Origin of the sequence: Massilia orientalis (assembly GCF_030411975.2) — a bacterium.
Lineage (GTDB): Bacteria > Pseudomonadota > Gammaproteobacteria > Burkholderiales > Burkholderiaceae_D > Telluria > Telluria orientalis.
In genome coordinates, this window is the sequence record NZ_JASNRB020000015.1 from 30,719 (window position 1) to 57,022 (window position 26,304).

The 26,304-nt window shown below is 62.3% G+C and carries 15 protein-coding genes and 1 pseudogene; 6 read left to right on the forward strand and 10 right to left on the reverse strand.

What is annotated here, in order from left to right; translation table 11 throughout:
- Positions 1-70: 70 nt before the first annotated feature.
- The gene (locus QPK29_RS22585; RefSeq protein WP_371771184.1) at positions 71-3,007 is read left to right on the forward strand and encodes a glycosyl hydrolase 115 family protein; all 2,937 of its coding nucleotides are present in this window, start codon (positions 71-73) and stop codon (positions 3,005-3,007) included.
- 45 nt (positions 3,008-3,052) lie between these two features.
- Here QPK29_RS22585 and QPK29_RS22590 read toward each other — a convergent pair whose 3' ends face one another.
- The 5 genes from QPK29_RS22590 to QPK29_RS22610 all read right to left on the reverse strand — a co-directional run bounded on the left by QPK29_RS22590 (position 3,053) and on the right by QPK29_RS22610 (position 13,020).
- Positions 3,053-4,438: a glycoside hydrolase family 43 protein gene (locus QPK29_RS22590; RefSeq protein ID WP_371771185.1), complete on the reverse strand. Its 1,386-nt coding sequence runs from the start codon at positions 4,436-4,438 to the stop codon at positions 3,053-3,055.
- 45 nt (positions 4,439-4,483) lie between these two features.
- Positions 4,484-7,447 (reverse strand): glycosyl hydrolase 115 family protein, encoded by a 2,964-nt coding sequence (locus QPK29_RS22595; protein ID WP_371771186.1) that lies wholly within the window; start codon positions 7,445-7,447, stop codon positions 4,484-4,486.
- Between the two features lie 153 nt (positions 7,448-7,600).
- A complete protein-coding gene (locus tag QPK29_RS22600; protein ID WP_371771187.1) occupies positions 7,601-10,537 on the reverse strand; it encodes a TonB-dependent receptor in 2,937 nt (978 codons plus the stop codon).
- 137 nt (positions 10,538-10,674) lie between these two features.
- Positions 10,675-12,015 (reverse strand): enolase C-terminal domain-like protein, encoded by a 1,341-nt coding sequence (locus tag QPK29_RS22605; RefSeq protein WP_371771188.1) that lies wholly within the window; start codon positions 12,013-12,015, stop codon positions 10,675-10,677.
- Between the two features lie 117 nt (positions 12,016-12,132).
- Positions 12,133-13,020 carry a LysR family transcriptional regulator gene (locus QPK29_RS22610; protein WP_371771189.1) on the reverse strand — a complete coding sequence of 296 codons (888 nt, stop codon included), beginning with the start codon at positions 13,018-13,020 and terminating at the stop codon, positions 12,133-12,135.
- A 411-nt stretch (positions 13,021-13,431) separates the two neighbouring features.
- On the opposite strand from QPK29_RS22610, the gene QPK29_RS22615 reads away from it, so the two are divergent.
- The gene (locus QPK29_RS22615; RefSeq protein ID WP_371771190.1) at positions 13,432-14,571 is read left to right on the forward strand and encodes a LacI family DNA-binding transcriptional regulator; all 1,140 of its coding nucleotides are present in this window, start codon (positions 13,432-13,434) and stop codon (positions 14,569-14,571) included.
- Here QPK29_RS22615 and QPK29_RS22620 read toward each other — a convergent pair.
- Together QPK29_RS22620 and QPK29_RS22625 are read right to left on the reverse strand one after the other, a co-directional pair.
- Positions 14,568-17,708 (reverse strand): TonB-dependent receptor, encoded by a 3,141-nt coding sequence (locus tag QPK29_RS22620; RefSeq protein ID WP_371771191.1) that lies wholly within the window; start codon positions 17,706-17,708, stop codon positions 14,568-14,570. The genes QPK29_RS22615 and QPK29_RS22620 overlap by 4 nt on opposite strands.
- Before the next feature lie 847 nt (positions 17,709-18,555).
- Positions 18,556-18,687 (reverse strand): annotated as a pseudogene (locus QPK29_RS22625) (hypothetical protein); the annotation flags it as partial.
- 284 nt (positions 18,688-18,971) lie between these two features.
- On the opposite strand from QPK29_RS22625, the gene QPK29_RS22630 reads away from it, so the two are divergent.
- Positions 18,972-19,394, forward strand: coding sequence for a hemerythrin domain-containing protein (locus QPK29_RS22630; RefSeq protein ID WP_371771192.1), 423 nt, complete (start codon positions 18,972-18,974; stop codon positions 19,392-19,394).
- A gap of 103 nt (positions 19,395-19,497) precedes the next feature.
- Here QPK29_RS22630 and QPK29_RS22635 read toward each other — a convergent pair whose 3' ends face one another.
- On the reverse strand, positions 19,498-19,950 hold the full coding sequence (locus QPK29_RS22635) for an RrF2 family transcriptional regulator (RefSeq protein WP_371771193.1): 453 nt from the start codon (positions 19,948-19,950) through the stop codon (positions 19,498-19,500).
- 295 nt (positions 19,951-20,245) lie between these two features.
- Here QPK29_RS22635 and QPK29_RS22640 point away from each other — a divergent pair, with 295 nt between their 5' ends.
- The gene (locus QPK29_RS22640) at positions 20,246-21,937 is read left to right on the forward strand and encodes a glycoside hydrolase family 43 protein (protein WP_371771194.1); all 1,692 of its coding nucleotides are present in this window, start codon (positions 20,246-20,248) and stop codon (positions 21,935-21,937) included.
- A 2-nt stretch (positions 21,938-21,939) separates the two neighbouring features.
- Here the strand turns inward: QPK29_RS22640 and QPK29_RS22645 are convergent, their stop codons facing one another.
- Entirely contained in the window at positions 21,940-23,436 is a 1,497-nt protein-coding gene (locus QPK29_RS22645; protein WP_371771195.1) for an MFS transporter, read from the reverse strand.
- 115 nt (positions 23,437-23,551) lie between these two features.
- On the opposite strand from QPK29_RS22645, the gene QPK29_RS22650 reads away from it, so the two are divergent.
- A complete protein-coding gene (locus QPK29_RS22650; protein WP_371771196.1) occupies positions 23,552-24,427 on the forward strand; it encodes a LysR substrate-binding domain-containing protein in 876 nt (291 codons plus the stop codon).
- Between the two features lie 8 nt (positions 24,428-24,435).
- Here the strand turns inward: QPK29_RS22650 and QPK29_RS22655 are convergent, their stop codons facing one another.
- Entirely contained in the window at positions 24,436-25,362 is a 927-nt protein-coding gene (locus QPK29_RS22655; RefSeq protein WP_371771197.1) for a hypothetical protein, read from the reverse strand.
- A 183-nt stretch (positions 25,363-25,545) separates the two neighbouring features.
- On the opposite strand from QPK29_RS22655, the gene QPK29_RS22660 reads away from it, so the two are divergent.
- Positions 25,546-26,304 (forward strand): sulfite exporter TauE/SafE family protein, encoded by a 759-nt coding sequence (locus tag QPK29_RS22660; protein WP_371771198.1) that lies wholly within the window; start codon positions 25,546-25,548, stop codon positions 26,302-26,304.

Consider the following 26,304-nt stretch of genomic DNA (forward strand, 5'->3'; position numbering starts at 1 on the left):
GAGCGGTCCATGGGCGGGCACCACGTTCCCTCGTGGTGCCCGCCTCTTGTTAACAAAGGAGTCAAGAAACATGAAGCACAAGTTGAACAGGCGGGTCGTGAGCGCGCTTGCCCTCGCCATCGCGGCCGTCCTGGGAACGGTCCCGCCGCAGGCGCAGGCGCTCGGTATCAAACAGTTCGTCGATCTCGACGACAAGGCCGGCGCCGGCGTCGTGCTGGCCGGGAGCGGGCGCGTGGCGCCCATCCTCGTCGCCAAGGACGATTTCCCGGGCGTGGTGCGCGCGGCGCGCGACCTGCAGCGCGACATCGGCAGCATCACCGGCAAGACGCCGCAGTGGATCGAGGGCGATCCGGGCACCGCGCGCGACGCGATCATCATCGGGACGCTCGGCAGGAATCCGCTGATCGACCGCCTGGCGCAGCAAGGCAAGCTCGATGTCCGCGAGCTCGCGGGGCAGTGGGAAGGCTTCGTCATCCAGGCCGTCGACAACCCCATGCCCGGCGTGCAGCGCGCGCTGGTCGTCGTGGGCAGCGACAAGCGCGGCACGATATTCGGCACCTATGCCGTCTCCGAGCAGATCGGCGTGTCGCCCTGGTACTGGTGGGCGGACGTCCCGGTGGTCCGTCACAAGGCGCTCACCGTCCCGGCGGGAACGCGCATCGCGGAAAAGCCGGCGGTCCAGTACCGCGGCATCTTCCTGAACGACGAGGCGCCCGCCCTGTCGAACTGGGCGAAGGAACGGTTTGGCGGCTTCAATCACAAGTTCTATGAAAAGCTGTTCGAACTGATGCTGAGGATGCGCGCCAACTACCTGTGGCCGGCCATGTGGAATTCGTCGTTCTTCGACGACGACAAGGAAAACTGGCCGCTGGCCGACCGGATGGGCATCGTCATGGGCACGTCGCACCACGAGCCGATGATGCGGGCGCAGAAGGAGTGGCACCGCTACGGCAAGGGACCGTGGGACTATCACCGCAACGGCGAGGTGCTGCGCGAATTCTGGGCGCAGGGCCTGCGCAATGCCGGCAACTACGACAAGGTGATCACGATGGCCATGCGCGGCGACGGCGACGAGCCGATGTCGCAGGACGCCAATGTCGAACTGCTGCAGAACATCGTCCGCGACCAGCGCGCCATCATCCGCAAGGAACTGGGCAAGCCGCCGGAACAGGTGCCGCAGCTGTGGGCGCTGTACAAGGAAGTGCAGGACTACTACGAGAAGGGCATGCGCGTTCCCGACGACATGCTGCTGCTCTGGTGCGACGACAACTGGGGCAATATCCGGCGCCTGCCCACCGCCGAAGAACGCAAGCGCAGCGGCGGTGCCGGCATCTACTACCACTTCGACTATGTCGGCGTTCCCCGCTCCTATAAGTGGCTGAACGTCACGCAGATCCCGAAGGTGTGGGAGCAGATGAACCTGGCCAACGAGTATGGCGCGAACCGGCTGTGGATCGTCAACGTGGGCGACCTGAAGCCGATGGAAATCCCGACCGAGTTCTTCCTCGCCTACGGGTGGAACCCGCAGGCATGGCCGGCCGAGCGCCTGCCCGAATTCCTGCGCGAATGGGCTGCGCGTGAATTCGGCGCGCAGCACGCGAACGAGATCGCGTCCATCGTCGACAAATACACACGCTACAACGCGCGCCGCCATCCGGAGCAGATCGATCCCGACACGTACAGCCTGACCGCCTACGACGAGGCGGAGCGTGTCGTGGCGGACTACAACCAGCTGGCGGACGAGGCGAAACGCGTCGGGCAGTCGCTGCCGAAGACCATGCGCGACGCCTATTTCCAGCTCGTCGAATATCCGGTCCTCGCCTCCGCCAATGCCGTCGACATGCTCGTCTCGGCCGGCAGGAACCGCCTGTACGCCCGCCAGGGCAGGGTGACCACCAACGACATGGCCGCGCGGGTGCGCCGGCTGTTCCAGCGCGATGCCGATCTCGTCAAGCAGTACCAGCAGGGCATCAGCGGCGGCAAGTGGAACCACATGATGTCGCAGACCCACTTCGGCTATACGACCTGGGACCAGCCCTATCGCGACGTGATGCCGGCCGTGTCGGAATTGCGCGTGCCCGAGCCCGGCCAGCTGGCGGCGCCGAACGGCATCCACAGGTCGGACCACATGGGCGTGGCGATCCAGGGCGAGCCGACGGCATGGCCCGTCTTCCCGCCCAAGCCGCTGGTGCTGCCGGCGCTCAGCGTGTTCGAGAAGCTGCCGCGCTACGTCGAGGTGTTCAACCGCAGCAGTGCGCCGTTCGACTACTCGATCACGGCGAGCCATCCGTGGCTACGTCTCAGCCACACGGGCGGACGGGTCGCGAAGGACCAGCGCATCATGGTGGACGTCGACTGGAATGCGGTTCCCACCGGTACCACGCAGGCGACATTGACGATCAAGGGGCCCGACACCGCGGAGGTCCTGGTCAGGGTGCCCGTGCACAAGCCTGCGGACCTGACGCCAGCCTCGGCCCAAGGCCACGTCGAGAGCCAGGGCGTCGTCGCCATCGAGGCCGAACACTATACGGCCTCCTACGCACCGCCGGGACGGCAGTGGCTGAAGATTCCCGGCTATGGCCGCACGCTGTCCGGCATGACCACGACACCCGGCGCGGCACCGGCACTCGCCGTCAAGGATGGCATGCATCTGGACTACACGGTGAACGTGTTCTCGGCCGGCGAAGTGAAACTGCATGCGGTCCTCGGACCGACGCTGAAGTTCCAGCCAGGAAGCGGCTTCCGTTACGCGGTGTCGATCGATGACGAAGCGCCGCAAGAGGTCAACGTGCATGCCGACCAGTCCGAGGGGTTCTGGAGCCGCGCGGTCTCGAACAACGCCGTGGACTTCGTGACCACGCACCGCATCGCGTCCCCCGGACGGCATACCGTGAAGTTCTGGGCGCTCGATCCGGGACTCGTCCTGCAAAGGCTGGTGCTCGACGCGGGCGGGATGCGGCAGAGTTATCTCGGTCCGCGGGAAAGCCCGTATTATCAGGGCAAGTAAGCGTGACAGGTGCCCGGGCAATGGAAGGTTGCCCGGGCACGGTGCTTATTCGAACTGCCAGTAATCGACGTTGAAGACGACGTGCCGTCCGTTGGCATTGAAGACGACGTACAGATCCTGCACGCCGGTGACGCCGGATGCCGGCACGGCCAGTTCCTTCCATGCGTCCGGGCCGCCGGTGGCGGGGACGTCCACGCTTGCGACCAGCGTGCCCTGCGGGGAACCGGCCCGGACGTCGATGTGGCCACCCGGGCCGGCACTCGCCACGCTCGCCTTGAACGTGCGCGGCCCGCGTGCGCCGAAATCGACCCCGGCCACTTTCACGTAAGCACGCGGGCCGACCGGATACACGACCATCCCGCCACGCGGATTCTTCGCGGTCCTGACCCCGGCCACCCAGTCGAAAGGACGGTCCCAGTCGCGCTTCACCCGCGATTCCCATGCGATGGTCTCGGCTTCGACCCGCTCATACGGAGACAGGGGCCGGACCTGCTTGACGCCCGCCGTGTTCCAGAACGGCTGCGTCGGAATCGTACCGTCCGGCCGATAGCTGAAATCGGTGACCGAGACGGAGCGTCGCTCCCGGTGCAACGGCGTCTCCGCGAAATTCAGCCGGTAGCTGAAGCCGAAGACGTAGGACTTGCCCTTGAAATCGACGATGCCGGGATGGTTGCCCGTCGACTCGGTGGTCGGGTCCATGATCTGGCCCTTGTATTCCCATGGTCCGGTCGGCGTGTCGCTCATCGCGTAGCCGATGCCTTCCGAACAGCACGTGGATGCATAGGCCAGGTAGTACTTGCCGTTCCGTTTGTAGACCCACGGGCCTTCCTGGTAGTTTTTGGGCTTCGCATCGATCCGTTCGATCTTGCCCGAATAGGAGATCATGTCCCTGTCGAGCCTGACGTACCAGAGGTTCGGATTTCCCCAGTACAGGTAGGCTTGCCCGTCGTCGTCGATCAGCACGGTCGGATCGAAATAGCCTTCACCGCGATCGATCAGCGGACGCCCCAACGGGTCCTTGAACGGGCCCAGCGGGCTGTCGGCGACGGCCACGCCGATCACGTTGCGGGGCGAGCCGCCGACCGTGACCGGCGCGTACAGGTAGAACTTGCCGTTGCGTTCGACGACTTGCGGCGCCCAGGCATCGTTGTCCTGGTTGGCCCAGGCGAAGATCGAGAGATCGGCGACCGTCCCGCGATCGGTCCAGTTGACCATGTCTTTCGACGTGTACAACTTCCAGTCGCGCATCTTGAACCCTTGCGCATCGTCTTGGTCGTGCGAGGTGTAGAGATACACCGTGTCCCCGTGCACCAGCGGTGCGGGGTCTGCCGTGAAATTGGTCTGGATAATCGGATTCTCGGCCAACGCCGGGAGGCAGGCTCCCCAGCTAACGGCGACGGCGACGGCGACGGCAATGCAACGCAGGTTCATGTCAGTTCCTCATCGGTGGGGGATGAATCGCTCGGTGCGAATCTCTCAGCGCGCAGGCGGATTGCGCGGGGTCGACGGCGGCCCGAAATAACTGTCGGGCAAAGGACTGTCGGACAGGACGATTTTCTGTACGACGATCGTCGGGTCGACCATGATGATCTTCAGGTCGTATTTGCCGGGACCGTGCACCTTCACCGTGAAGCGCATGGTGCGTGCATTCTCGGACGTATTCTTGAAGTGATATTTTCCAAGGAACGTCTGGTCGGCTCGCGTTGCCGGTGGAAATACCCGAACGACCTGCGGCGTGGCGTCGTCGAGGGCGACGGCGACGGCCAGCTCGCGTCCCGGATAATTGTCCAGCGTGGGCGCCGTCACCAGATCGACCTGCCAGGTGCCTGCCGACGCAAAATAGACGGGGTATTCGAGACGCGGCGAGTCGGCAAACGGTGCGCTGCGCGCCGTGACCGGAAACACGGTCATCGCGCCCGGGCCCCGTCCATAGTCGGGCAACCATTCCCAGCGGGCATATTTGCCGGGGATGTTGCGCACGGCATCCTGGGCGTCGAACGCGATGGTGCCCGTCTGGCCGCCGAACGCGCCGGCCGCGGCCTTGGTTTCGTCGCCGACGGCGATGGTCGCATACGACCGCACGACGACGCGCTGGTTGCCTTCGCTGATCGTGATCTGTCCCAGTTGTGCGGAACCGACCGGAACGCGGCTCCAGTCGATATCGACCCAGATGCGCTGGTCGTTGCTCCCGTCGGGCGCGGGCGCCTGGGACAGCTTGACCCATGGTTTGTCGGCGAGGGCGGTGAAGCGGGGCGGGCGCCCGTCTTTCGAGAACACGTCGATGTACGAGCGCTGCTTGTTGATGGAATCGAAAGAGGGCAGGGTCGGCGTGTTCTCGCCGCCCGGCCAGGCCTGGTCCGAACCGTCGACGGCGACGCCGAATTCGCCCGCGGCGCCGGCAGGGACGGAGGAGGTCGCCGGCATGATGTTTTCGGGTGGAGAACGCCAGTCGCGGTAGCCGATGTGGGTCTGGTCCATCATGTGATTCCATTTGCCGCCCGCCACTTGCGTGTTATAAAAATCGGACAGGTCCTGGTCGCGCTTGAACAGAGCGCGGACGCGCTCGGCCTGCGTGTTCGCGGCGTAGCGTCCCTGTTTGGCGTACAGATGGTTGCGGCCTGCAGCGATCTGGAGATCGATGTAATTCGAGAGCGCCAGGATAGGGTGCAGCACGAGTTCGTAATATGCGTCCTGCTGGTCCGCGGGAATCGAGGTTTTCAGCAGCGTGGCGCGTTTCGCCAGCGCGTTCCACGCTTCGGACACCCGTTCGGCCTCGCGGTAATTGACCAGGCTGAACGTATCGGGCCGCACCAGTTCCGGTTTGCGCCAGGCATTGTATTTCGCGTATTTCGCGACCAGGTCGGCGATTTCCGCGGCGTGCTGCGGCCCGAATTCGCGTTCGGCCCAGCGTTGCGTCCACCCGGCGATGTCGTCCTTGCCCATGCCTTTGGGACTCCACGCAAGCCGGAGGAAGAACTCGATCGGCACCTCCAGCGGCTTGAGGTCGCCGACATTGGCGATCCAGATCCGGTTCGCGCCGTATTCTTGGGCGAGATTCATTTGCTCCCAGATCTTGGGCAGCGGATTGCTGTTGATCCACTTGTACGAGAACGGGCCGCCGTTCATGTCCATGTGAAAGTAAATGCCCGAACCGCCGCTGCGCTTGCGCTCCGCCGGCGTCGGCAGTCGGCGCAGGTTGCCCACGTTGTCGTCCGTGAACAGCAGGGTGACGTTGTCGGGGACCTTGAGCCCCGCGTCGTAATACTTCTGGACCTCGGTGAACAGCGCCCACAGCTGAGGCACCTGGCGCTGGTCGACGCCCATTTCCGCGCTGAGGATCTGCTGCTGGTCGTGGATGATTTTCTCGATGAGCTTCTTGTTGGCCTCGAGACCGCCCGCATCCGGCATCGCCGTATCGCCATCGCCGCGCATGCCCACGGTCACGATGCTTTCGTAGGCCTTGTTGCGCCGGATGCCGTCGCGGAAGAAGCGTTTGAGGCCGTCTTCGTTCGTCGCATAGTTCCATTCGCCATTGCCATAGTCACGGCGGTGCGCGAGCCATTCGTGGTGGGAGCGCACCATCGGTTCGTGGTGGCTCGTGCCCATCACGATACCGTAGGCGTCGGCAAGGCGGGGATTGTCCGGATCGTCCTCGTTGAAGGCATTCGTCCACATGGCGGGCCACAGGTAATTGGCGCGCAGGCGCAGCAGCAGTTCGAACATGTGCGTGTACATCTTCGAATTCCCGCCGCCAAATTTTTCGCGCGACCACTTGCCCAGCGCAGGCTCCTCGTCATTGATGAAGATGCCGCGGTATTTCACGGCCGGCGGCCCCTGGACCCATGCACCCGCGCGTACGAACAGCGCGCTGGCCTTCTTCGCGGGGACGTCGGCCCACCAGTACCACGGTGACACACCGATTTGTTCCGAGATCTCGTAAATGCCGTAGATCGTCCCCCGTTTGTCGCTGCCCGCAATGACGAGCGCACGCTCGACGCCGGGCATCGGATTCGCGACGTTGGCAATCACGAAGGATTCCCACTTGCCGCGTATCGCTTTCACGTCGAGTTTGCCGGCACTGACCAATGCATCGACGAGCGCGCTGTGGCCCAGTGTCCCGATGATGACGGCGGTGCGTGTATTGGCGGCCGAGGTCTGCAGCGCCGGCTTCGTGCCCGTGACCTTGTCGATGTCGCCTTGCAGGTCGGTTGCCGCGCGCATGACGCCCCAGTGGTCCGCCTTGTCCACATACAGCGGGGCGGCATTGCCGTCACTCACGAGCGGGATACTGTTTGTGCTCGGGGTTGCAGAAACGAGCTGGACGCCGAGACCGAGACTCGGCGCCGCGAAGGCCCATGGCGTCCCCAGCGACATGACAAGAACGAAGGCGATTTGCCAGAACGTGGCAAACCGCCGCTTCAATACGAACATGTGTTGCATGATTCCCTCTATCAAAAACACTGATGCATCGCGTTCGCACATTGAAAAAAATCGCTCCGCGTGAGCAGAGCGATCAAACTCCCGAGAGCCAGGAGGGAGCAATGCACGGTCTTGTCGCGGTGGTACTGCCAGGCCACCGCGACGGCATGGTCATCAGAACTTCATGCGCAATCCGACGGCCAGCGTACGTCCCGGCTTGTAGCTGGTGTACGTCGCGTTCGGGTACTGGAAGTAGGCACGGCGCGTCGTGTTCGTCAGGTTCACGACGTCGAGCGTCAGCGTGGGATAGTTGTCGCGGTCCATGATTTCCGCCAGGTCGACCTGCGACGAGAAGTCGAGCTGTTTGAAATCATCGCCGAACAATGCGGCATTCGTGATGCCGTTCTGGTTCGGGCCGGAATTCTGGCTGCCCTGCGAATACGTGTGCGACAGGCGGGCCAGCAAACCGTGGTTTTCGTAGTAGACCTGGAAGTTGTTGCTCTTCTTCGGCACACCCAGTGCGACGAAGCCCGCGGAGCCTTCGCCGCTCGCCTTCTGGTTGATCATGGTGAGCGTTTCCGAGAAGCCGAAACCGCGCCACGGCAGCAGCTTGTCGAGCGGCTGGACCCAGCCCAGCTCGAGCCCCTGCACCTTCAACAGGCCCGAGGCGTTACGCTGCGACGTCGTGACGATCGTCGCGGCGTTCTCGCCCCCACGCGCATCGAGCGAGCCCTGCTGGGTCGGCGTCAGGTTGTTGTAGGTGATGCCGTAGGCGGCCAGGGCACTGAACGGCACCGTCACGTTCTGGTTCAACGTGAACCCGTTCAGGTTCTTCTGGAAGACCGTGGCCGACAGATAGCCCTCGCGCCCCATGTAATACTCGACGCCGACATCGAAGTTATCCGAGATGTACGGTTTCAGATCCGGGCTGCCCAGCGTCGCGGTATCGGCCGACGGCGAGGAGAAGTTGATGCCGGGGCGCAGCGCATCCGGGTTCGCACGGGTCATGCTGCGCGATACCGACGCGCGCAACACCAGGTTCTTGGCGAGGTCGTAGGCCAGGCTGGCCGAGGGCAGCGTATTGTTGTAGGTCTTGTCGATATAGACCCATTGGCTGATGTTCGGGAACGGCGTGCTGCCCGCGGGCAGGGTCGCGTTGCGCGGATCCACCGTGGAGTTGTAGGCGCCGACATTCTGCTTGGTACGCACGTAGCGTACACCCGCGTCGTAACGCAGCGAACGGTCGAATACCGGCACCGTACCGTCGACCTGGAGGAACAGGCCGGTGGTCTTTTCGTCGATATAGCCCGTGCTGGCACCCGTGTTGGAGGAGCCCGCGACCGGCGCGGACTGCAGCAGGGCATCGTAACCGGTGGCGGCCGCAAAGCGGTTGAAGTCGACCGACAGCAGGTTGTCCGGACCCTGGACCAGGTAGTTGGCAATGCCCAGGCCGAGCGAGCCGGGGCCCTGGCAATTGGCCGAGTTGGCGCAGACCAGGTTCTGCCATGCCGTCGTGTTGTCGCGTGCGGTAATGCGGCGCATGATGTCGTCATACGCGAAGCCGCCCTTGATGCTCAACGCCTTGTCGCCCCACGTCAGGGACGACCGCACGCCTTGCGTCTTGGTCATGCGCTCTTCGGCATTGATGCTGACGCGACCGCCTTGCGAGGTATTGAGGACCCAGCTGGCAGGATCATAGGTGTCGACGTTGCTCGTGATGCTCGGGAGCGCGCCGTTCTGATAATCGATGGTCGTGCCCGAATTCTGTGCCGTGACGGGACCGACAGTGGGCGACTGGCGCGTGAAGGTCGAGCGCGTGTAGTTGACCTGGCCGTCCATCTTCAGTTTGTCGGACAGTTTCCATTCGAAGCCGGGGTTCACGCCGATCAGGCGTACACGTTCGTTATAGGGACGATACTCGAGGAAGTACTGGGCATTGGCGAACGTGCCGCTTTCCACCACGCAGCCATTGGCGCAGTCGCCACCCGATACTTTCATGTTGAGCGGAATGACGGCACCGTTGCGGCCGACCCAGGAGGTGTCCGTGCGCTCCAGCGTATTGTGTTTTTCGCTGAACATCGAGTCGACATAGAAGTGCAGGCTGTCGCTCGGGCGATACTCTCCGGACAGGACGGCGGTGATCTTGCCCTTGTCGCCGTACTCGGCCATGCTGCGTCCCAGGCGCGGAATCAGGGCGTTATCGATTTGCTGGATGGTCAGGCCCGGGTTATGGGCGAGCAGGAACGCCTGGTCGATGGGGGCGCCCGGCGTCAGTCCGTTGCCCGCATTGGACGGGACGGTGGCCGGAATCGTGAAGTTGCCGCCGCCGGTATTGTTGCGCGTCGGGCTGTTGTTTTGTGCGGCCGAGAGATTCGGGTTCGTGTAGCCGATCGTCTCGTAGCCGGTCGTATGGACCTTGGTGCTGCCCCACGCAATGCCGCCCAGCAGGCCCCAGGTATTGTTCCAGGTGCGGCTCGATACCAGCGAGCCCCGGTTACCCCATTTACCCGCCACCTGGCTGCGCGTGCCGACGACGTTGAACGAATTGAAGTCGCCCTTGTGGTCGAATGGGCGCGCGCTGCGCATGTCGACGACGCCGGCAGCGCCGCCTTCCAGCATCGACGCCGTCGGGCTCTTGCTGACCGTCAGTTTCGTGAACAGGTCAGTCGGCAGCAGGTCGAGGTCGACCTCGCGGTTCGAACTCTGGGCGTCGGTCGTGCCGGTCGACGCCACGGCGACGGGCGCGCCGTTCAACAGCACTTTCGTGAAGCTCGTACCGAGACCGCGGATCTGGACGTTGACGCCTTCGCCCGTGATTTCACGCGATACCTGGACGCCCGGGATGCGATTCAGCGATTCGGCGATATTCGTATCCGGGAACTTGCCGATGTCTTCGGCGAAGATCGAGTCCTGGAAGCCGGTGGCTTCGCGCTTGTCGCGCGCGGAGGAGGCCAGCGAGGCGCGGTAACCCGTCACGGTCACCGTCTGCGGGGCCATCGGCGCCGCTTCCTGGGCATAGGCGGTGGACACCATGCTTGCCAGGATGGTGAGTTGCAGGATGCGGGTGCCCGTACGGGCGTTGTGTCGTGAACGATTCTTGCTGCTGTTCATAGAGTCTCCAAAGTTTATTTTTATGAACGAATAAAAAATACAAATGCTGGCGGCGACGCGTGATAACGCAACCGTTCGATTCGCGGCATGCGGAAAAGGCCGGAAGGGTTCAATGCATTGCGCCGGCGCTTGCTGAATCAACGCAACATGCAGGGGCGCTTGTTATCGAATTGCCAGCCGGGGATCAGGAATTGCATTGCGGCCGCGTCGTCGCGGACCCCCGTCCCCAGGTTCTTGTAATCCTGATGGGCTTTTTCGAGCTCGACCATATCGATGTCGATGCCGAGCCCCGGTTTTTGCGGCAGCCGTACCGCGCCTCCCTCGATCTTCAGGGGTTCCTTCGTCAGGCGTTGGCCGTCCTGCCAGATCCAGTGCGTGTCGATCGCGGTGACCCGGCCAGGCGCGGCCGCTCCCACATGGGTGAACATGGCGAGCGAAATATCGAAATGATTGTTCGAGTGCGATCCCCAGGTCAGGCCGAACATCTCGCACAGCTGCGCGACACGAACGGATCCCTGCATCGTCCAGAAATGGGGATCCGCCAGCGGGATATCGACGGACTGCAGCTGGATCGAATGCGCCATCTGGCGGAAATCGGTCGCGATCATGTTGGTGGCGGTCGGCAGACCCGTCGCGCGCCGGAACTCCGCCATGACTTCGCGTCCCGAAAAGCCGTTCTCGGCGCCGCAAGGATCCTCGGCATACGCGAGCACGTTGCCCCGGTCGCGGCAGACCCGAATGGCCTCGCTCAGCGACCATGCCCCGTTTGGATCGAGCGTGACGCGGGCATCGGGAAACCGCTCATGCAAGGCGATCGCGGCGTCCATCTCTTCGTTGGCGGAAAACACACCGCCCTTGAGCTTGAAATCGTTGAAGCCATAGCGCGCATGGGCCGCCTCCGCAAGCTTCACGACCGCGTCGGGGGTCAGGGCCGGCTGGTTACGGAGACGCAGCCAGGCATCCTCGCCCGCGGGCTCCGAGCGGTAACCCAGCGTTGTCCGGTCACGGTCGCCGATATAAAACAGGTAGCCGAGCATGTCGACGGCGTCGCGTTGAATGCCGTCTCCCAGCAGGGCCGCTACCGGAACGCCCAGAAACTGGCCCAGCAAGTCCAATAACGCCGATTCGACGCCGGTTACCGCGTGGATGGCCGTACGCAGATCATAGGTCTGCGTGCCCCGGCCGCCGGCGTCGCGGTCCGCGAACGCTGTCCGCATGGCGCCCAGCACGCTGTTGTACTCGCCAAGCGATTTACCGACGACGAGCGCGCGCGCATCGTCGATCGTGCGGCGGATGCTCTCGCCGCCAGGTACCTCGCCGAGGCCCGTGTTGCCGCTGCTGTCGGTCAGGATAATGACGTTGCGTGTGAACCAGGGGCCATGGGCGCCGCTCAGGTTCAGCAACATACTGTCCTGGCCGGCAACAGGTACGACGCGCAGATCGGTTACGACGGGAGCATTCTTGACGGCACTATTCATGAGTAAGCTGGAAGTGATCGATGGCATTGACAAACTGAAACGATCTTATCCTTCTAGCTTATTCTGTCCAAATCAATCAATGACTCGATTGATCCACTAATTGAATGTTGGCCTCGGCTATTCGTTCGAGCCAAACGATGGCAAGACTTCTTCCAGGAAAAGACTAAGCGCGGGATTGTCGTTGTCCCGCCGCCAGACGCCGATCGTTTCGACAGGCTCCGTTTGTATCGGAAGAAAAGCAACGTTATTGAATTGCAGGCTCGTTGCACTTTCGGCAATCAATGCGGCGCCAAGTCCGGCTCGCACGAGCGCCAGCATCGTGTGGACCTGGCCGACATGCTCGACGATGTCCGGAATCACGCCTGCTTTTTGAAAGCGGGCGTTGAGCATGTGATAAAACGGCCTGGCTTCCTGTGGTGAATACATGACGAAAGGTTTTCCGTGAATGCAATCGAGGGTCGGCTCTTTTGGCCATTCATCAATGGTTTCCGCAGGCACGGCCAGCATGAGACGTTCGCTGAGTAGCACCTTGCTTTCAAGCTCGTTATTCAAAAGGTGAGGGCGCATCAGGCCAATGTCCAATTGTCTGGCATTCAACGCTTCGACCTGGCTTGTACTGACCAGTTCTTTGAGCGAAAGTGCAATGCCGGGACGGAAACTCCGTAATCGGCGTACCACTTCAGGAAGCAGGCTATATCCGGAAGCGGACGTGAATCCGATCGTCAGCGCCCCTTGCTCGCCCTTTGCGACACGACGCGCTTTAAGAGAGGCCTGCTCCGAGAAGCGCAAAATCTGCGTTGCCTCGGGTAAAAACGCTTTTCCGGCGGCGGTAAGGCGTACTACTCTGCTATTTCGTTCGAGAAGTTGCGCGCCAACGTGGTGTTCCAAAAGCCTGATTTGGCGACTGAGGGGAGGTTGAGTCATATTCAACCTTTCCGCGGCACGGCTGAAATGTAATTCCTCGGCCACGGCAACGAAGCAACGGAGCTGACTTAATTCGAACATCGATTTATTCCTTAAATCATGAGTCAGCCGACATGAAGATTGGCAAGCTTGTCTATTTTGGTTCCTCCAAGAAAGGCCTGCCGTACGCGAGCACGGTGTACCGGTTGGCGTATTAAAAAAACAGATCGGGCCAGGGGGGGCGTTTGGTCCGATCATAATTAGGGTAGTGCAGTTATCAATACTAATCCATGCATTTATTGTATTGTGAAATACAATAATGGTATTTTTTGTGCAGATTTTCTGCAAGGTACTGCGCCGCCCCCGACGTGTCCATTGAACAGTCCAATACGGGATTTCACTCCATTCATTCGTTGTATCGACAAGAATACGATTTGAATCAGGTTATTCGGTGCGTTGCTGTAATATGGTTTGGTAACTCAGTTTCTCGTCTCCTCTCGCCCGGAATCGGGTATGAATGCCCTGTTCGCTGAAAGGCAGACAGGGCATTTTTTTGACATATCGTTGCTTGTGGTAGCGCGCAGATCCCCACGAAACGTCCCTGGGTTCGAAACCATGAAGAAATATCGGATCGACGATACGTGCCGAAGTTTTGAACGCGGCGGAATTCCCACGCTTGCCGACGTCGCGAGATTCGCTGGCGTCTCTGTCATGAGCGTATGGAGAACCATGAACGGGGAGTCGGCAGTGAGTGAGCGTACGCGGCGCAAGGTCGTCGCTGCGATCGAGGCACTGCACTACGCGCCGAATGATCAGGCGCGCATTCTGGCCGGTTCCAGAACTGTCCGGATCTGTATCGTTCACAACCAGGATTCCCGTTTCCTGAGCGAATTTCTGCTGAATCTCCTTGATCAATCTGTCGTCAATAATGTGAATCTGGTCGTCACCAAAGACATACGGGTCGACGGAATGATCTTCTTGCCATCACCCTACACGGAAGATATGGTAACAAGTGCCTTCCGCGAATTGGATATTCCTTCCGTAGTGGTTGGCTCCGCATTGACCGACGAGCATGTCAGCGCCTTTTATGGCGACGATCGCGAGGCGGCATACAAAATGACAAGCCACCTGATTCGTCTCGGCCATCATCGTATCGGCTTCATATCCGGACCCAGGGATAATATTGTCGGCATACGTCGCCTGGAAGGATATCGTCGTGCCATCAGCGAAAACGGGGCGGATGTGTCGGATCATCTGGTTGTGTCCGGTGACTTCACTTACCGATCAGGCCTGGATGCGGCACAACGATTACTCGATTTATCGGAACGTCCAACGGCGATTTTCGCGAGCAGCGACAACATGGCTGCTGCGGCAGTCGCGCTCGCGTTTCGTCGCGGCTTGAATGTCCCCAGCGATCTGACTGTTACGGGTTTTGGTAACACCACGATCGCCACATCGAACTGGCCCGAACTGACGACGCTAGCATATCCAATTGCCGACATGGCGGGCCTGGCGATACATGCGCTTCTTCGGCACGTGCGGGCGGTGCGCGAGGGACGGGCTCCGGGTGTAGAGCGATCCAGTATGAGCCTTGACATCGTGCGGAGACAGTCGGACGCCGCCCCGCGACTGCGGGGCGGTAGAACATGTTAGAAGGTACTACGCAGTGACAGCGTATAGCTGCGGCCAGGGATATTCTGGTTGAACACGGCGCCGTTGAATTGCGTGTAGGTCTGGCTGATCGCGTTGTTCACGTTCCATACACTCAACGTCACGTCGGTGTTGTAACCGAAACCAAATACCTTCTGCAGGTTCATGCCCGCAGACAAGTCCACTTGTTGGCGCCCCGTACTGTAGGCATAGGCGCCTCCCGGTACCGTCAGGCCGGTGTTGACGTTGACGACCGTCGATGCCTGGTACTGGCGCGTCACGCGCATGTTCACACCGTTACGTTCGTAATACACGGTCAGGTTGTTGGTGCGTGGCGGCACACCAGAGACGGGCGGCGCATTCGGGGTCTCGTCTTTCTGCTTGGTGTAGGTAAAGTTACCGGTGAAGCCGAAGCCTTTCACCGGCAACATATCCAGTGCCTGCTGCCAGGTGAGTTCGAGACCCCGAATCTTCAGCTTCGTCGCGATGTTGTAGGGCTCGGTGATCTCGACCAGATGCTTGTCCGGACCACCGCTCGCATCGACGGATTGCTGTTGCGCTGCCGTCAGGCCGACCGTGCCATAGATCTGGTTCAGCTGGGCGAGCGAGTACTGCACGATATGCGTACCGGGACGGTCGACGATGTCCTTCGCAAACGCGCCCAAGGCAACATAGGAGTCGCGCGACATATAGTATTCCAGACCCAGATCCAGGTTGTTGGCCTGGAACGGTTTGAGATCCGGGTTGGTGATGCTGCCCTGGCGCGCCCCCTGGTCGCCGATGGAGAGCCTGGTCTGGCGCAGGTCGGCGGGATTCGCCCGCGTCATCGATTTCGACGCCGCGATCCGGGCAATCATCTTCGGCGTGATGTTATAGGCGAGCGTCGCCGACGGCAGCAGGTTGTGGTAAGTCACGGTTTCGTACGACCAGGTTGCAACGGATGGATAGAGGCCGCCGTTTTGCAGCGTCGCGTTGCGAGGATCGGCAGTGGCCGCGAGGTCGCCGATCGTTTGTCTCGTTCGGGCATAGCGGACGCCGGCGTTGAAGCGCAGGGTACGACCATACACGTTCAGTCGGCCATTCGTTTCGGCATAGGCGCCACCCACCGCTTCACGGATGTAGCCGCCACTGCCGCTAAAGAAACCCTTGTAAATATTGTCGCGGAAATATTGGTAATTGGTGTCTTTGGCGAACTTGTTCCAGTCCAGGGTGATGAAACCATGGTCCGTCGGCTGCAGGTAATTTGCAAGTGCACCATTCGGGACGAGGGAGCCGAGGTACGCCAGCGGCGTGGTCTGGCCGGCTGAAGAACCCGTACCGTAGCCCGGATACGCGGTGGCGGCATTCGTCATCGGCCCAGGGGCATACCGTCCGTCGCAACCGGGGTTCTGAATCTGGGTGTTGGGACCGAAGAACGTATAGTTGAGGTTGTTGCCGCAAGTAACGTTGGCCCACGCATCGGCGACCGTATAGCTGCGGTAACGCCGCTCGATATCGTCATACGTGCCGCCGACCTTGATACTGAAGTCGTCGTCGCCCCATTTGACGTTCAGGCGCGTGCCGCGGGTCGAATTGCTGCGTTCGTACAAATCCATGACCAGGCCCGACATGCCCTGGCCGGCCTGGTACCAGCCGAAGTTGCTTGGGTCGTTGGGATTCAGGTTGCCCGTGAACGTAGGCGGCTGACCCGGTGTCGTGTTGTCGTAGGTAATGACGGACGGTGCGGCCATCGTCGCAACCTTAACCTGCGGCATGTCACGGGAAAACTTGCTCAGCGTGTAGTTGAATGCGCCGTCGATCGTCCACTTGTCGCTCGGGCGCCATTCGAAGCCGGGGTTAAGGCTACGGAACTTGGTCTTGTCGATATCCGGACGGTATTCCAGTCCCCAGAACGTGTTGGCCAGGGTCGCTTTCGTAATGACGCAACCGATCGTGCAATCGCTGCGGTCGAATTCCATGCCGATGGGAATAGGCGTGTTTGCGCGGGTACCTACGTTCATTGCCTGCCATTCCATCTCATTCCGCTTCTGCGCGAATACCGTGTCGAAGTAAAGGTTCCAGTCTTCGTTCGGCTGCCATTGAACGCTGATCACTTCGCCCGCGCGGCGGCGTTGGCCTTCGAATACCTGGTGCCGGCCCAGGCGGCCCATCAGTCCATTGTCGATCTGCTGGATGGTCGCACCCGGGTTGAGTGCCAATAACATCGCCCGGTCGATCGTCGCGCCAGGGACGAGGACTGAACGGGCGTAATTCGGCAACAGGTTCAAAGGCAGGCCTGCCGGCACCTTGTCCGGTGTCGATTGCGATCCGCCCCCCGTGCTGTTCGGATTGTCCGAGGCATTGGCCTGGAACGATTTCAACTGGAGATTCCGCATGTCGACCGTGTCAAATGCGTCGGTACGGTACTTCGTCATGCCCCAGGCCACGCCGCCCAGGATCCCGAATTTGCCGAACCTGCTGGTGTTCCACGTATTGCTGATCAGGGCCGAACCCGTCGTACCCGGTTTCTTGTCCCTGTCGCGGTAGTTGCCGCTGAGCGTAAAGGCCGACCGGAAGCCGGCTTTATCGAATGGCCGGACGCTGCGCATGTCCACGGTGCCGGCGATGCCGCCCTCGATGACGCTGGCTTGCTGGCTCTTGTACACCGTCGCGCTGCGGAACAGCTCCGACGGAAGAAAGTCCATGTCGACTTCGCGGTTGGCGCTGATATTGCCGCCCCAGCTGCCCGCCGACGCGGACGCCATCGGCGCACCGTTCAGCAGCACCCGGGTAAAGGCCGGGCCCATGCCGCGGATCGAGACGTTCATGCCCTCGCCATCGATCGACGCCCGCGTGACCGTCACACCGGGTACGCGCGACAACGCGTCTGCGATGTTCGGATCGGGGAACTTGCCCATGTCTTCCGAAAACACGGTATCGCTCAGGCCGATGTTTTCGCGCTTTTCGTTCGCGGACAGGGCCAGCGAACTGCGATAACCCGTCACGGTGACTTTCTCGACATTCTCCTTGCCGGCGGTTTTATCCGATTCGTACGCGGATTGTGCGTAGGCGTTTGAAATGAGTGCCGCCAGCATCGTGAGCGTAAAAACGCTGGATCCGGCTCGACGGCGGGAATGGCATGGTGTCTTATGGTTTTTCAAGTTTATCTCCGTTTATTGAATATTTTTTGTTCCGGCGGAATAGAGCGTGTTCGCGCCGGCGCCATATAACGGTATCTTTTCGCCTTAATAAAATGCCAATCCCAATTTTGATTCAGTCAATACAATATTTGAATCCGCAGGCGTAACGCCCTGTAAGGACGCGAGAAGGGTGCTCGCTATCAAAAAATGTTGTGCGCTAACATGCAACACTCGTCATTGCGATGTGTCAGCGAATTCCCACACTCTTACAGGAGATGATCTCGAATCAATACATATATTGAATCGCATGGATACCAATCGTAGATTGAACTGTGCGTTTTGATCCGGGATGATTGTTAGCTTGCGGGGGAAATGTTATAGAGTGTTTGAGATTGGAGCCGCCGGTATAAACCGATTGGAGGCGATATCCTCGCCTCGGCCCGGGGTTTTGAATGGACGGCCAATCTCAACAAAAAAGTTATGACGAATGCCGATTTCCTCGCCGGTGCTGCTGCCGCCAGACGTGGCTGAGCCGCCCCGCTGGGAATATTGAATATGGCGAATCGCCATATCGATCGCGCCGAAAAATGTAGTCGACGATTCCGCAAACGCGTGCGCAGCGCACAAACCGGACAAGGCCCTCCCAATGAATTTCTTTTTAATTATTGTTTCCAAAAATATGTTGGTCCAATTGTCTGCAAGGTGACTCTGTGGATTCGCGGTTTCGACGATTGAACGCGCATGCCTCCGAAAGAACATGAGGGTGCAATCAGGCACTCGAAGCGCCTGGCAAACTAATAAGCGTAACCGGGATGAATGGGTGGACAGGAAAAAGGCCTTCAGGCTGCGACAAGCAGCGCCTCGTTACTCACCTTTGTGCGCTCGACGCTTCTTGTGCGGCATCGATATTTCTCATTGCGGCGCTAAAATAAAATCCCTGACCGACGTTACAACCGAGGCTCTGAACAAAATCCAGCTGCGCTTTCGTTTCAATCTCTTCGGCACAGTGCTCAAGTGCATTTTTCTGGCTAACTGCACAATGGCCTCCAGCGTTCCGGCGAGTTTCCTGTCTTCGGAAATCCCATCGATGAAGATGCGATCGATCTTCGGGATGACGAACATCGGCGAATGAACGCCCCGGTTTTTTGTAGAGGCTCTATTGTTGAGAGAATGGAGTCATGAAGAAACAATCGCCGGATCGACGTTGGTGTTAAAGATGTATATCATTTGCATGTTTAGAGGAAACGCCTTAAACTTGAGCTATTCCGACTACCTCGACCGGTCATGAACATCGACAAATTCAAAGCCCAGCACATCGCCATCCTTGACGGCATCGCTCGCCTGCGCGAGGCGACGCAAGGCGGGATCGTGGAGAACGCCGCGCACATCGCCGCGCACATCATCAAGCTGAGCGGCACTGTGAAGCTCCACCTCAAGGTCGAAGACAGTGTGCTCTATCCGGGGCTCGCGAGCGACGCGAATCCCAGGCTCGCCAGACTGGGGGAACGCTACCAGCGCGAGATGGACGGCATCGCCGGCGCCTATTTCGAGTTCGCTAACCGGTGGAATCTCGCGGACCGTGTCGAAGCCAATCCCGAAGGCTTCCGTGCCGACGCGAACCGCGTCCTGCGCGCGCTGTTCGAACGCATGAAGCGCGAAGACACCGAGTTCTATCCGGCGATCGAGGCCGCCCATCCGCCTGCGTAAGCCCGGCAAATACGGCCTCCAGATCCTGCATGCTGACCCGGCGATGAATGTCGGGCTCTACGCCGTCTGGTATCTTCGTCGCGGCGTCGATACCGGCGCGCCGTCAGCGGACGGTCTTTTTACGGTGCACCTTGATCGGGGTCTCGCGCGGCGGCGGTTCCGGCAGGAGGTCGGCCAGCGTATGGCGGTCGAGCGTGGCGAGATACGCGGCCGTCGCATCCTGCAGGACGCCCTTCAGGCGGCAGGCGCCGGTCAGTCCGCAGGGCACGCCGACCGGATCGAAACATTCGGCCATGTAGAAGTCGGTTTCGCTATTGCGGATGACGTCGCCGAGGTTGATGTCCTGCGGCGCATGCGCCAGGCGAAAACCACCGTGGCGCCCACGGACGGTCTCGATGACGCCGCTGCGGCCCAGTTCGAACACGACTTTCATCAGGTGGTTCCGCGATATGCCGTGCAGGTCGGCGATTTCCTGGATGGTGACGAGTCGGTCCCGGTGGCCACCGAGATGAAGCAGCGTACGCAACGTATAGTCGGTGAAGGATGTCAGGCGCATGATCCAGACAAGTATAACGCATACATGTTATGCGGTCTCCGGCCTGCCTCCGGTCCGACCGAGCAAGCCGATGCGTAGTCCCCGTGCCACACGCAGCGCGAGCGCCATCATGACATCGGCTCGGCAGAGCGGCCAGCGGACGCCGTAGGCCGTCAGGCTGTCGGATCAATACCGTTTATGTATTAATCGATCCAAACAAAGCATTGGTTTTGGATAATTAGTTGACATAGAGTGGCCCCCACGCAAGAACCGGAACAGCGCACCAGGCTGGTCCACCATCGGGAGCTCGATCCACATGAAAAAATATTCCGCACGGGCCATGTTCCTCCTGGGCGCACTGGCCCTGGGTGCCGCCTCTTCCATGGCGCCGGCAGTTGCAGCAGACGCGCCCGTCGCGCGCTTCGAGCGTTTTTCCTACCAGGGCCGGGCCCAGGAAAACGTCCAACCGCGTGCCGGCGAGTTCGTCAACCCGATCTTGAGCGGCTATTACCCCGACCCGTCGATCACGCGCGTGGGCGACGATTATTACCTGGTGAATTCCTCGTTCACGAATTTCCCGGGACTCCCCGTCTTCCGCTCCAAGGATCTCGTCAACTGGACGCAGGTCGGCAACGCGCTCGACCGCCCCGGTCAGGTCGATTTCACCGGCGTGCGCGCGTCGCAGGGCATTTATGCTCCGGACATCTCTTACCACGACGGCACGTTCTATATCGTCACCACGTGTTCGAGCTGCCCGGGCGGCACGGGGAACTTCGTCATCACGGCGAAGGATCCGGCCGGTCCGTGGTCGCAGCCGGTCACGATCCGGGGCTTGCAAGGCATCGATCCATCCCTCGTCTGGGATGACGGCAAGCTCTATGTCGTGTACAACAATGCCCCGGAAGGCCAGCCGCGCTACGACGGCCATCGGGCGATCTGGCTCGCGGAGCTGGACCCGCGCACGCTGCAATTCGCCGGCAAGCCGAAGGTCCTCGTCGACGGCGGCGTGGCGCCCGACAAACGGCCGATCTGGATCGAGGGCCCGCACATCTTCAAGAAGGACGGCCACTACTACCTCATCTGCGCCGAAGGCGGAACGGCCGACAACCACTCCGAAGTCGTGCTCCGGTCCGACGCCGTCACGGGGCCCTATGCGCCGGGGCCCGTCAATCCGATCCTGACGCAGCGCGACCTGGATCCGAAGCGTCCGCATCCCGTCACCACGGCCGGCCACGCCGATTTCGTCCAGACGCAGAACGGGCAGTGGTGGGCCGTCTTCCTGGCGACGCGGCCTTATCCGGGCAATTTCTTTAACATCGGGCGCGAAACCTTCATGCTGCCGGTCGACTGGAAGGATGGCTGGCCGCTGATCCTGGAGCAGGGCAAGACGGTACCGTATGCCGTTGCGAAGCCCGCCTTGCCGGCGCAACCGCCCGCGCCGGTGCCCACCAGCGGCAACTTCGCGTACGTGGACGAATTCGACGGCCCGCTGTCGTCCGCCTGGATCGGCATCCGCATTCCGCGTGCGCCGCTGTACACCGTCGAACGCGGCGCACTGGCGCTGCGTGCCGGCGCGCCGCTGGGCGACCTGCGCGGCGTGCCCGCCTTTGTCGGCCGGCGCCAGCAGCACCACGTCGCCACCGTATCGACCGTCGTCGACTTCGTGCCGCAACACGATGGCGACCGTGCCGGCCTCGTCGCCATGCAGAACGACGACAACCACGTGTTCCTCGGCCTGACGCGCAGCGCCGGCAAGAACGTGGTGGCCCTGTACAAGACGGAGGGCGGCAAGGAGACGCTGGTCGCCAGCAAGCCGGTCGCGTCCAAGCGGGTCGGACTCGTCATGGACATGAACGGCGGCGAGGCCAGCTACCGCTACCGCGACGGGGATACGACGACGACCCTCGCCGACAAGCTCGATATCCGCTTCCTGTCGACGCAGAAGGCGGGCGGCTTCGTGGGCGTCGTGGTCGGTCCCTACGCGGCCGCAAGCGGGCGCCGGGACTGACGTCAGCGCGGCGTCGGCGCGCGCATGCAGCGCACGACGACCGCGCTCGCCAGCGCCGCCGCGGCCCCGGCCGCCAGGAAGCCATGCGCAAACCCGGATTCGACACTGCGCCGCAGCAGCCCGGCCAGCCCGGCCGGCAGGGCCCCCGCGTCGCCCGCGATCACCCGTTCGACCAGGTCCGGTGCGATCGTCGCGCCGGCTTGCGACACGCCGGCCAGCAGGGCCGCGCGCGTGCCGCTCGCCAGCACGGCGCCGATGCCGGCGAAGCCCAGCAGGATGCCGCAGAAGCGTGACGTGGTGCTGATGCCGGAGGCCATGCCGGCCCGTTCCGGCGGGACGGTGCCCATGATCGCCTTCTGCGTCTCGCCGTTCAGCAGGCCCCCGCCCGCGCCGAGGATCGCCATGCCGATACCGTCCAGCAGCCGGTTGCCCGGCATCTGCGCCGCCCACATCATGACGAGGTTTCCGGCCGCGACGACCATCAGGCCGAGCGTGAGGATCCGGTAGCCCGGCATGAATGCGGCCAGGCGCCGTCCGGCCATCGGCAGCAGCAGCATCGCGAGGGCGAAGGGGAGCATGCCGACGCCGGCTTCCAGCGCCGTGGCGCCGCGCGCATTCTGCAGGTAGAGCGGCAGCAGGGAGGCCATCACCTGGGCGCAGGACGCGTAGGCCAGCATGGCCGCGACGGCGCCGACGAACCGCCGCTGCGCGAACAGGGACAGGTCGAGCATCGGCGCGCGTCCCCGGCGCTCGGTGGCGACGAACAGCGCGAACAGGGCCAGCGCGGCCGCGGCGCGCGCCAGCACGGCCAGGCTGGTCCAGCCCTCGGCGGGGCCGGAGATCAGGGTCCACGTGAAGGCGAACATGGCCGCCGCGAACAGGACGATGCCCGGCACGTCGAGCGTCCGCTGCGCCGCGCCGCGCGACTCCGGCACGTGGCGCAGGACGGCGAGCGCCAGCCCGGCACACACGGGCAGGTTGACGAAAAACGCCCAGCGCCAGCCGAGCCAGCGGCTGATGACGCCGCCGATCAGCGGCGAACACACCATCGTCAGGCCCATGATCGTGCCCCAGAATGCCCACACGCGGGCGCGCTCCCGCTCGCCGTGGAACGCATGGCCGATCACGGCCAGCGACGGCGCCAGCAGGAAGGCCGCGCCGACGCCCTGGGCGGCGCGGGCGAGGTAGAGCGTCCGCGCGCCGGGGGCGGCGCCGCACGCGAGGGAGGCCGCGGCGAAGATGGCGAGGCCCAGCAGCAGCACGCGCTTGCGCCCGGCCCGGTCGGCGATGGCGCCAGCGGGCAGGAGCAGGGCCGCGAAGCACAGCAGGTAGGCGCTGACGACCCATTCGATGTCGGCGAACGTCGCGGCGAGCTCGCGCGCGATGGTCGGCAGGACGATCCCGACCACGTTCGTGTCGAGGACCGTGACGGCGCAGCCCAGCGAGGCCGTCAGCAGCAGGGGCATCGACGAGGGGCGTGGCGGGGAATCGGCGGGCATCGCTGGGGCTCCTGAGGTCGGTGAAAACTGCATTACACCGCAGCCGGTAATTTCGTTCATTAACGGCAAAACGTGAAATAATTCGCTTTCATCGAATACTCATGCCTGGAGACGGATGGAGCTGCGACATTTCCGCTATTTCGTGGCGGTGGCCGAAGAATTGCATTTCGCGCGCGCCGCCGAACGGCTGGGCATCGCCCCGTCCACGCTGACCGTGCAGATCCAGGAAATCGAGCGGGCGCTCCAGGCGCGGCTGCTGCAGCGGACCAAGCGCAGCGTGGGCCTGACCGCGGCCGGCGAGCTGTTCCTCGAGCAGGCGCGCGCCAGCCTGCTGCGGTTCGACCAGGCCGTCGGTGTCGGCCGCCGCGCCGGTCGCGGCGAGCTCGGCAGGATCGTGATCGGCTATGTGGGCTCCGCCGCCCTGGCCGGCATCCTGCAACGGCAAATGCGGCGCTTTCGCACCGAGTGGCCCGATGTCCAGCTGCAGGCGAACGAACAGCCGATGGGGCGGCTGCCGGGCCTCGTCGCGGAGGGCCATGTCGATATCGGATTCGTGCGCCTGCCGATGGCGCTCCCGGACGAATTGCGCGTGCACGTCCTGCAGCGCAACCGCTTCTGCATCGCGCTGCCGGCCAGCCACCGCCTGGCCGGCGCCGCCGCGGTCGACGCGCAGGCGCTGGAGGACGACGATTTCGTCGTGCCCGAACAGGACCTCGGTACGCGCGAAGTGGGACGGCGCGGACGCTTCGAGCCGCGCATCGTCTCGGCGCCGGGCAATCTGCTGACGGTGCTGACCGAGGTATCGTTGCGCAAGGGTGTCGCGGTCGTCCCCGACGTGGTGGCCACGACGCTGGTGCTGCCGGACGTGGTCTACAAGCCGCTGGCCGGCGAACCCGTCACGTCGGAACTGGCCGCCATCTTCCGCCGCAGCGAAGGGGCGCCCGCCGTGAAGAACCTGATCCGGCAGCTGGTGGCGGCGCTGCCGGCATGACCATCAACCTATTCTGCCGTGGTGTCGGGCGGCGTAATCGAACCCTGGATCTTGAACGATTTCGTATCGGCTTTTTCGGCCGGCTTGTCGGTCGGCTCTCCAGACGATATCAGTTGGACGCCATTGAGGCCCGCTCTCGCATCGGCGAGCGACAGCGGAGCGAATGATGTCGGAAGCGCGTCGGGGGCCGCGGTGTCGGAGTGCAGCACATAAACCGTCTGGCTGGGTGTGAGCGTGACGATCACGCTTATTAGGACTTCCGCCTTCTTCTTGTTCCGCAATTCCTTGACGAATGCAGCGTCGGCAGGCGTGGTATTGACCTTCCATTGCGAGATGAGTTTCTCTTTTATTGGAAGCAGTCCGAGCAGCGTCGATCCCGTGTTGTCGGTGATCGAGTTCGTCGCCTCGGTGAGCGTGCCATCCGCGTTGAACTTGAAGGTGGCACTGCCGGAACCTAACAGTGGAATGACGTTCTTGATGTAGTGCGCTTTTCTGTCCACGCGCATCTCGGTTTTTACCGTATTGGCGACCACTTTGTCGCACGGGATGACGGGGTCGAGCTTCTCGAGCCGGCTGGTCCTGCTCGCGATGGCCAGGCGCGTTCCTTCCAGTGTCGTTTCCTTCTGCACCTCGTCGACGATCTCCCGTACGGCCTTTTTCAGGCGATCGCGGTCGACGCAGTGAACGAGAACGTCGCCATCGGGCGGATAGTCGAGCGTCGATTTGGGGTTGTCGTTGAGTGCAATGGAGAACCGGATCTTCCAGTCCGTTTCCACGCGCGTCGTCTCCTGCACCTGCACGGGCTTCTTGATGTAGAACGGAATGCCCGTGATGGCATTGTTCTCCTGTGGGCCATCGTACACACGAACGCCCGAACATCCTGACGCGCCGGCGAGGACAGCGACAGCGCACGCGATGCGAAACAGCCTGGTCATGGGTTTGCCTCCGATGGCGATCAATTCGAATTAACAAAAGAATATGATCAATCTCAAGCTTTTGGTCGGAGTGTCGGGCAGTTAATACATAGCTAACAAAATGAGGCTTGACATATCGCCACGTCCACAGTCCAGCCGGCCGAGGTGGTATCGTGCACGTCCCGCAACCACACGAACGTCGCCATGCTGATCGCCGACCCCTTGTTCTATGCCGTCGCCGTGCCGGCCGTCCTGCTGACCGGCATCTCGAAAGGAGGCTTCGGCGGCGTGTTGGGCGGCGTGGGCGTGCCGCTGATGGCGCTGGCGATCTCGCCCGTCCAGGCGGCCGCGATCCTGCTGCCGGTGCTGTGCCTGATGGATCTCGTCGGCCTGGGGGCCTATTTCGGCAAGTGGGACAAGCCGACGCTGCGCATCATGCTGCCCGGCGCCTTGTTCGGTATCGTCGCGGGCTTCCTCACGTTCGGCATGCTGGGCGAGGACGTCATCCGCATCCTGATCGGGGCCATCGCGGTGGCCTTCACCGTCAACAACGTGCTGGGCCTGGCCGCGCACCAGCGCCAGGCCGGACCCTCGGTGGCGAAAGGCACCTTCTGGTCCGCGGTCTCGGGCCTGACCAGCTTCCTCGCCCATGCCGGCGGACCGCCCGCCATGGTCTACCTGCTGCCGCAGCGGATGGACAAGGTGCGCTACGTCGCCACCATCAGCGTGTTCTTCGCGGTCGTCAACGCGGTCAAGCTGGTCCCGTACGCATGGCTGGGCCAGCTGTCGCTCGACAACCTCGGCACCAGCTTCGTCCTGGCGCCGCTCGTGCCGCTGGGCGTGAAGCTGGGCATCTGGCTGCAGGGCCGGATCAACCTCGTGTGGTTCTACCGGATTTCGCAGGCCTGCCTGCTCGTGACCGGACTCCAGCTGGTCTGGCAGGGCGGGGCGCATTACCTGTAG

Excerpts from the sequence above, each read along its gene's own strand:
- QPK29_RS22630 (WP_371771192.1), top strand. The coding sequence starts at position 18,972 with ATGAACATCGACAAATTCAAAGCCCAGCACATCGCCATCCTTGACGGC.
- QPK29_RS22645 (WP_371771195.1), bottom strand. The coding sequence starts at position 23,436 with ATGCCCGCCGATTCCCCGCCACGCCCCTCGTCGATGCCCCTGCTGCTG.
- QPK29_RS22650 (WP_371771196.1), top strand. The coding sequence starts at position 23,552 with ATGGAGCTGCGACATTTCCGCTATTTCGTGGCGGTGGCCGAAGAATTG.
- QPK29_RS22585 (WP_371771184.1), top strand. The coding sequence starts at position 71 with ATGAAGCACAAGTTGAACAGGCGGGTCGTGAGCGCGCTTGCCCTCGCC.
- QPK29_RS22640 (WP_371771194.1), top strand. The coding sequence starts at position 20,246 with ATGAAAAAATATTCCGCACGGGCCATGTTCCTCCTGGGCGCACTGGCC.
- QPK29_RS22595 (WP_371771186.1), bottom strand. The coding sequence starts at position 7,447 with ATGCAACACATGTTCGTATTGAAGCGGCGGTTTGCCACGTTCTGGCAA.
- QPK29_RS22660 (WP_371771198.1), top strand. The coding sequence starts at position 25,546 with ATGCTGATCGCCGACCCCTTGTTCTATGCCGTCGCCGTGCCGGCCGTC.
- QPK29_RS22590 (WP_371771185.1), bottom strand. The coding sequence starts at position 4,438 with ATGAACCTGCGTTGCATTGCCGTCGCCGTCGCCGTCGCCGTTAGCTGG.
- QPK29_RS22600 (WP_371771187.1), bottom strand. The coding sequence starts at position 10,537 with ATGAACAGCAGCAAGAATCGTTCACGACACAACGCCCGTACGGGCACC.
- QPK29_RS22615 (WP_371771190.1), top strand. The coding sequence starts at position 13,432 with ATGAATGCCCTGTTCGCTGAAAGGCAGACAGGGCATTTTTTTGACATA.
- QPK29_RS22610 (WP_371771189.1), bottom strand. The coding sequence starts at position 13,020 with ATGTTCGAATTAAGTCAGCTCCGTTGCTTCGTTGCCGTGGCCGAGGAA.
- QPK29_RS22635 (WP_371771193.1), bottom strand. The coding sequence starts at position 19,950 with ATGCGCCTGACATCCTTCACCGACTATACGTTGCGTACGCTGCTTCAT.
- QPK29_RS22605 (WP_371771188.1), bottom strand. The coding sequence starts at position 12,015 with ATGAATAGTGCCGTCAAGAATGCTCCCGTCGTAACCGATCTGCGCGTC.
- QPK29_RS22655 (WP_371771197.1), bottom strand. The coding sequence starts at position 25,362 with ATGACCAGGCTGTTTCGCATCGCGTGCGCTGTCGCTGTCCTCGCCGGC.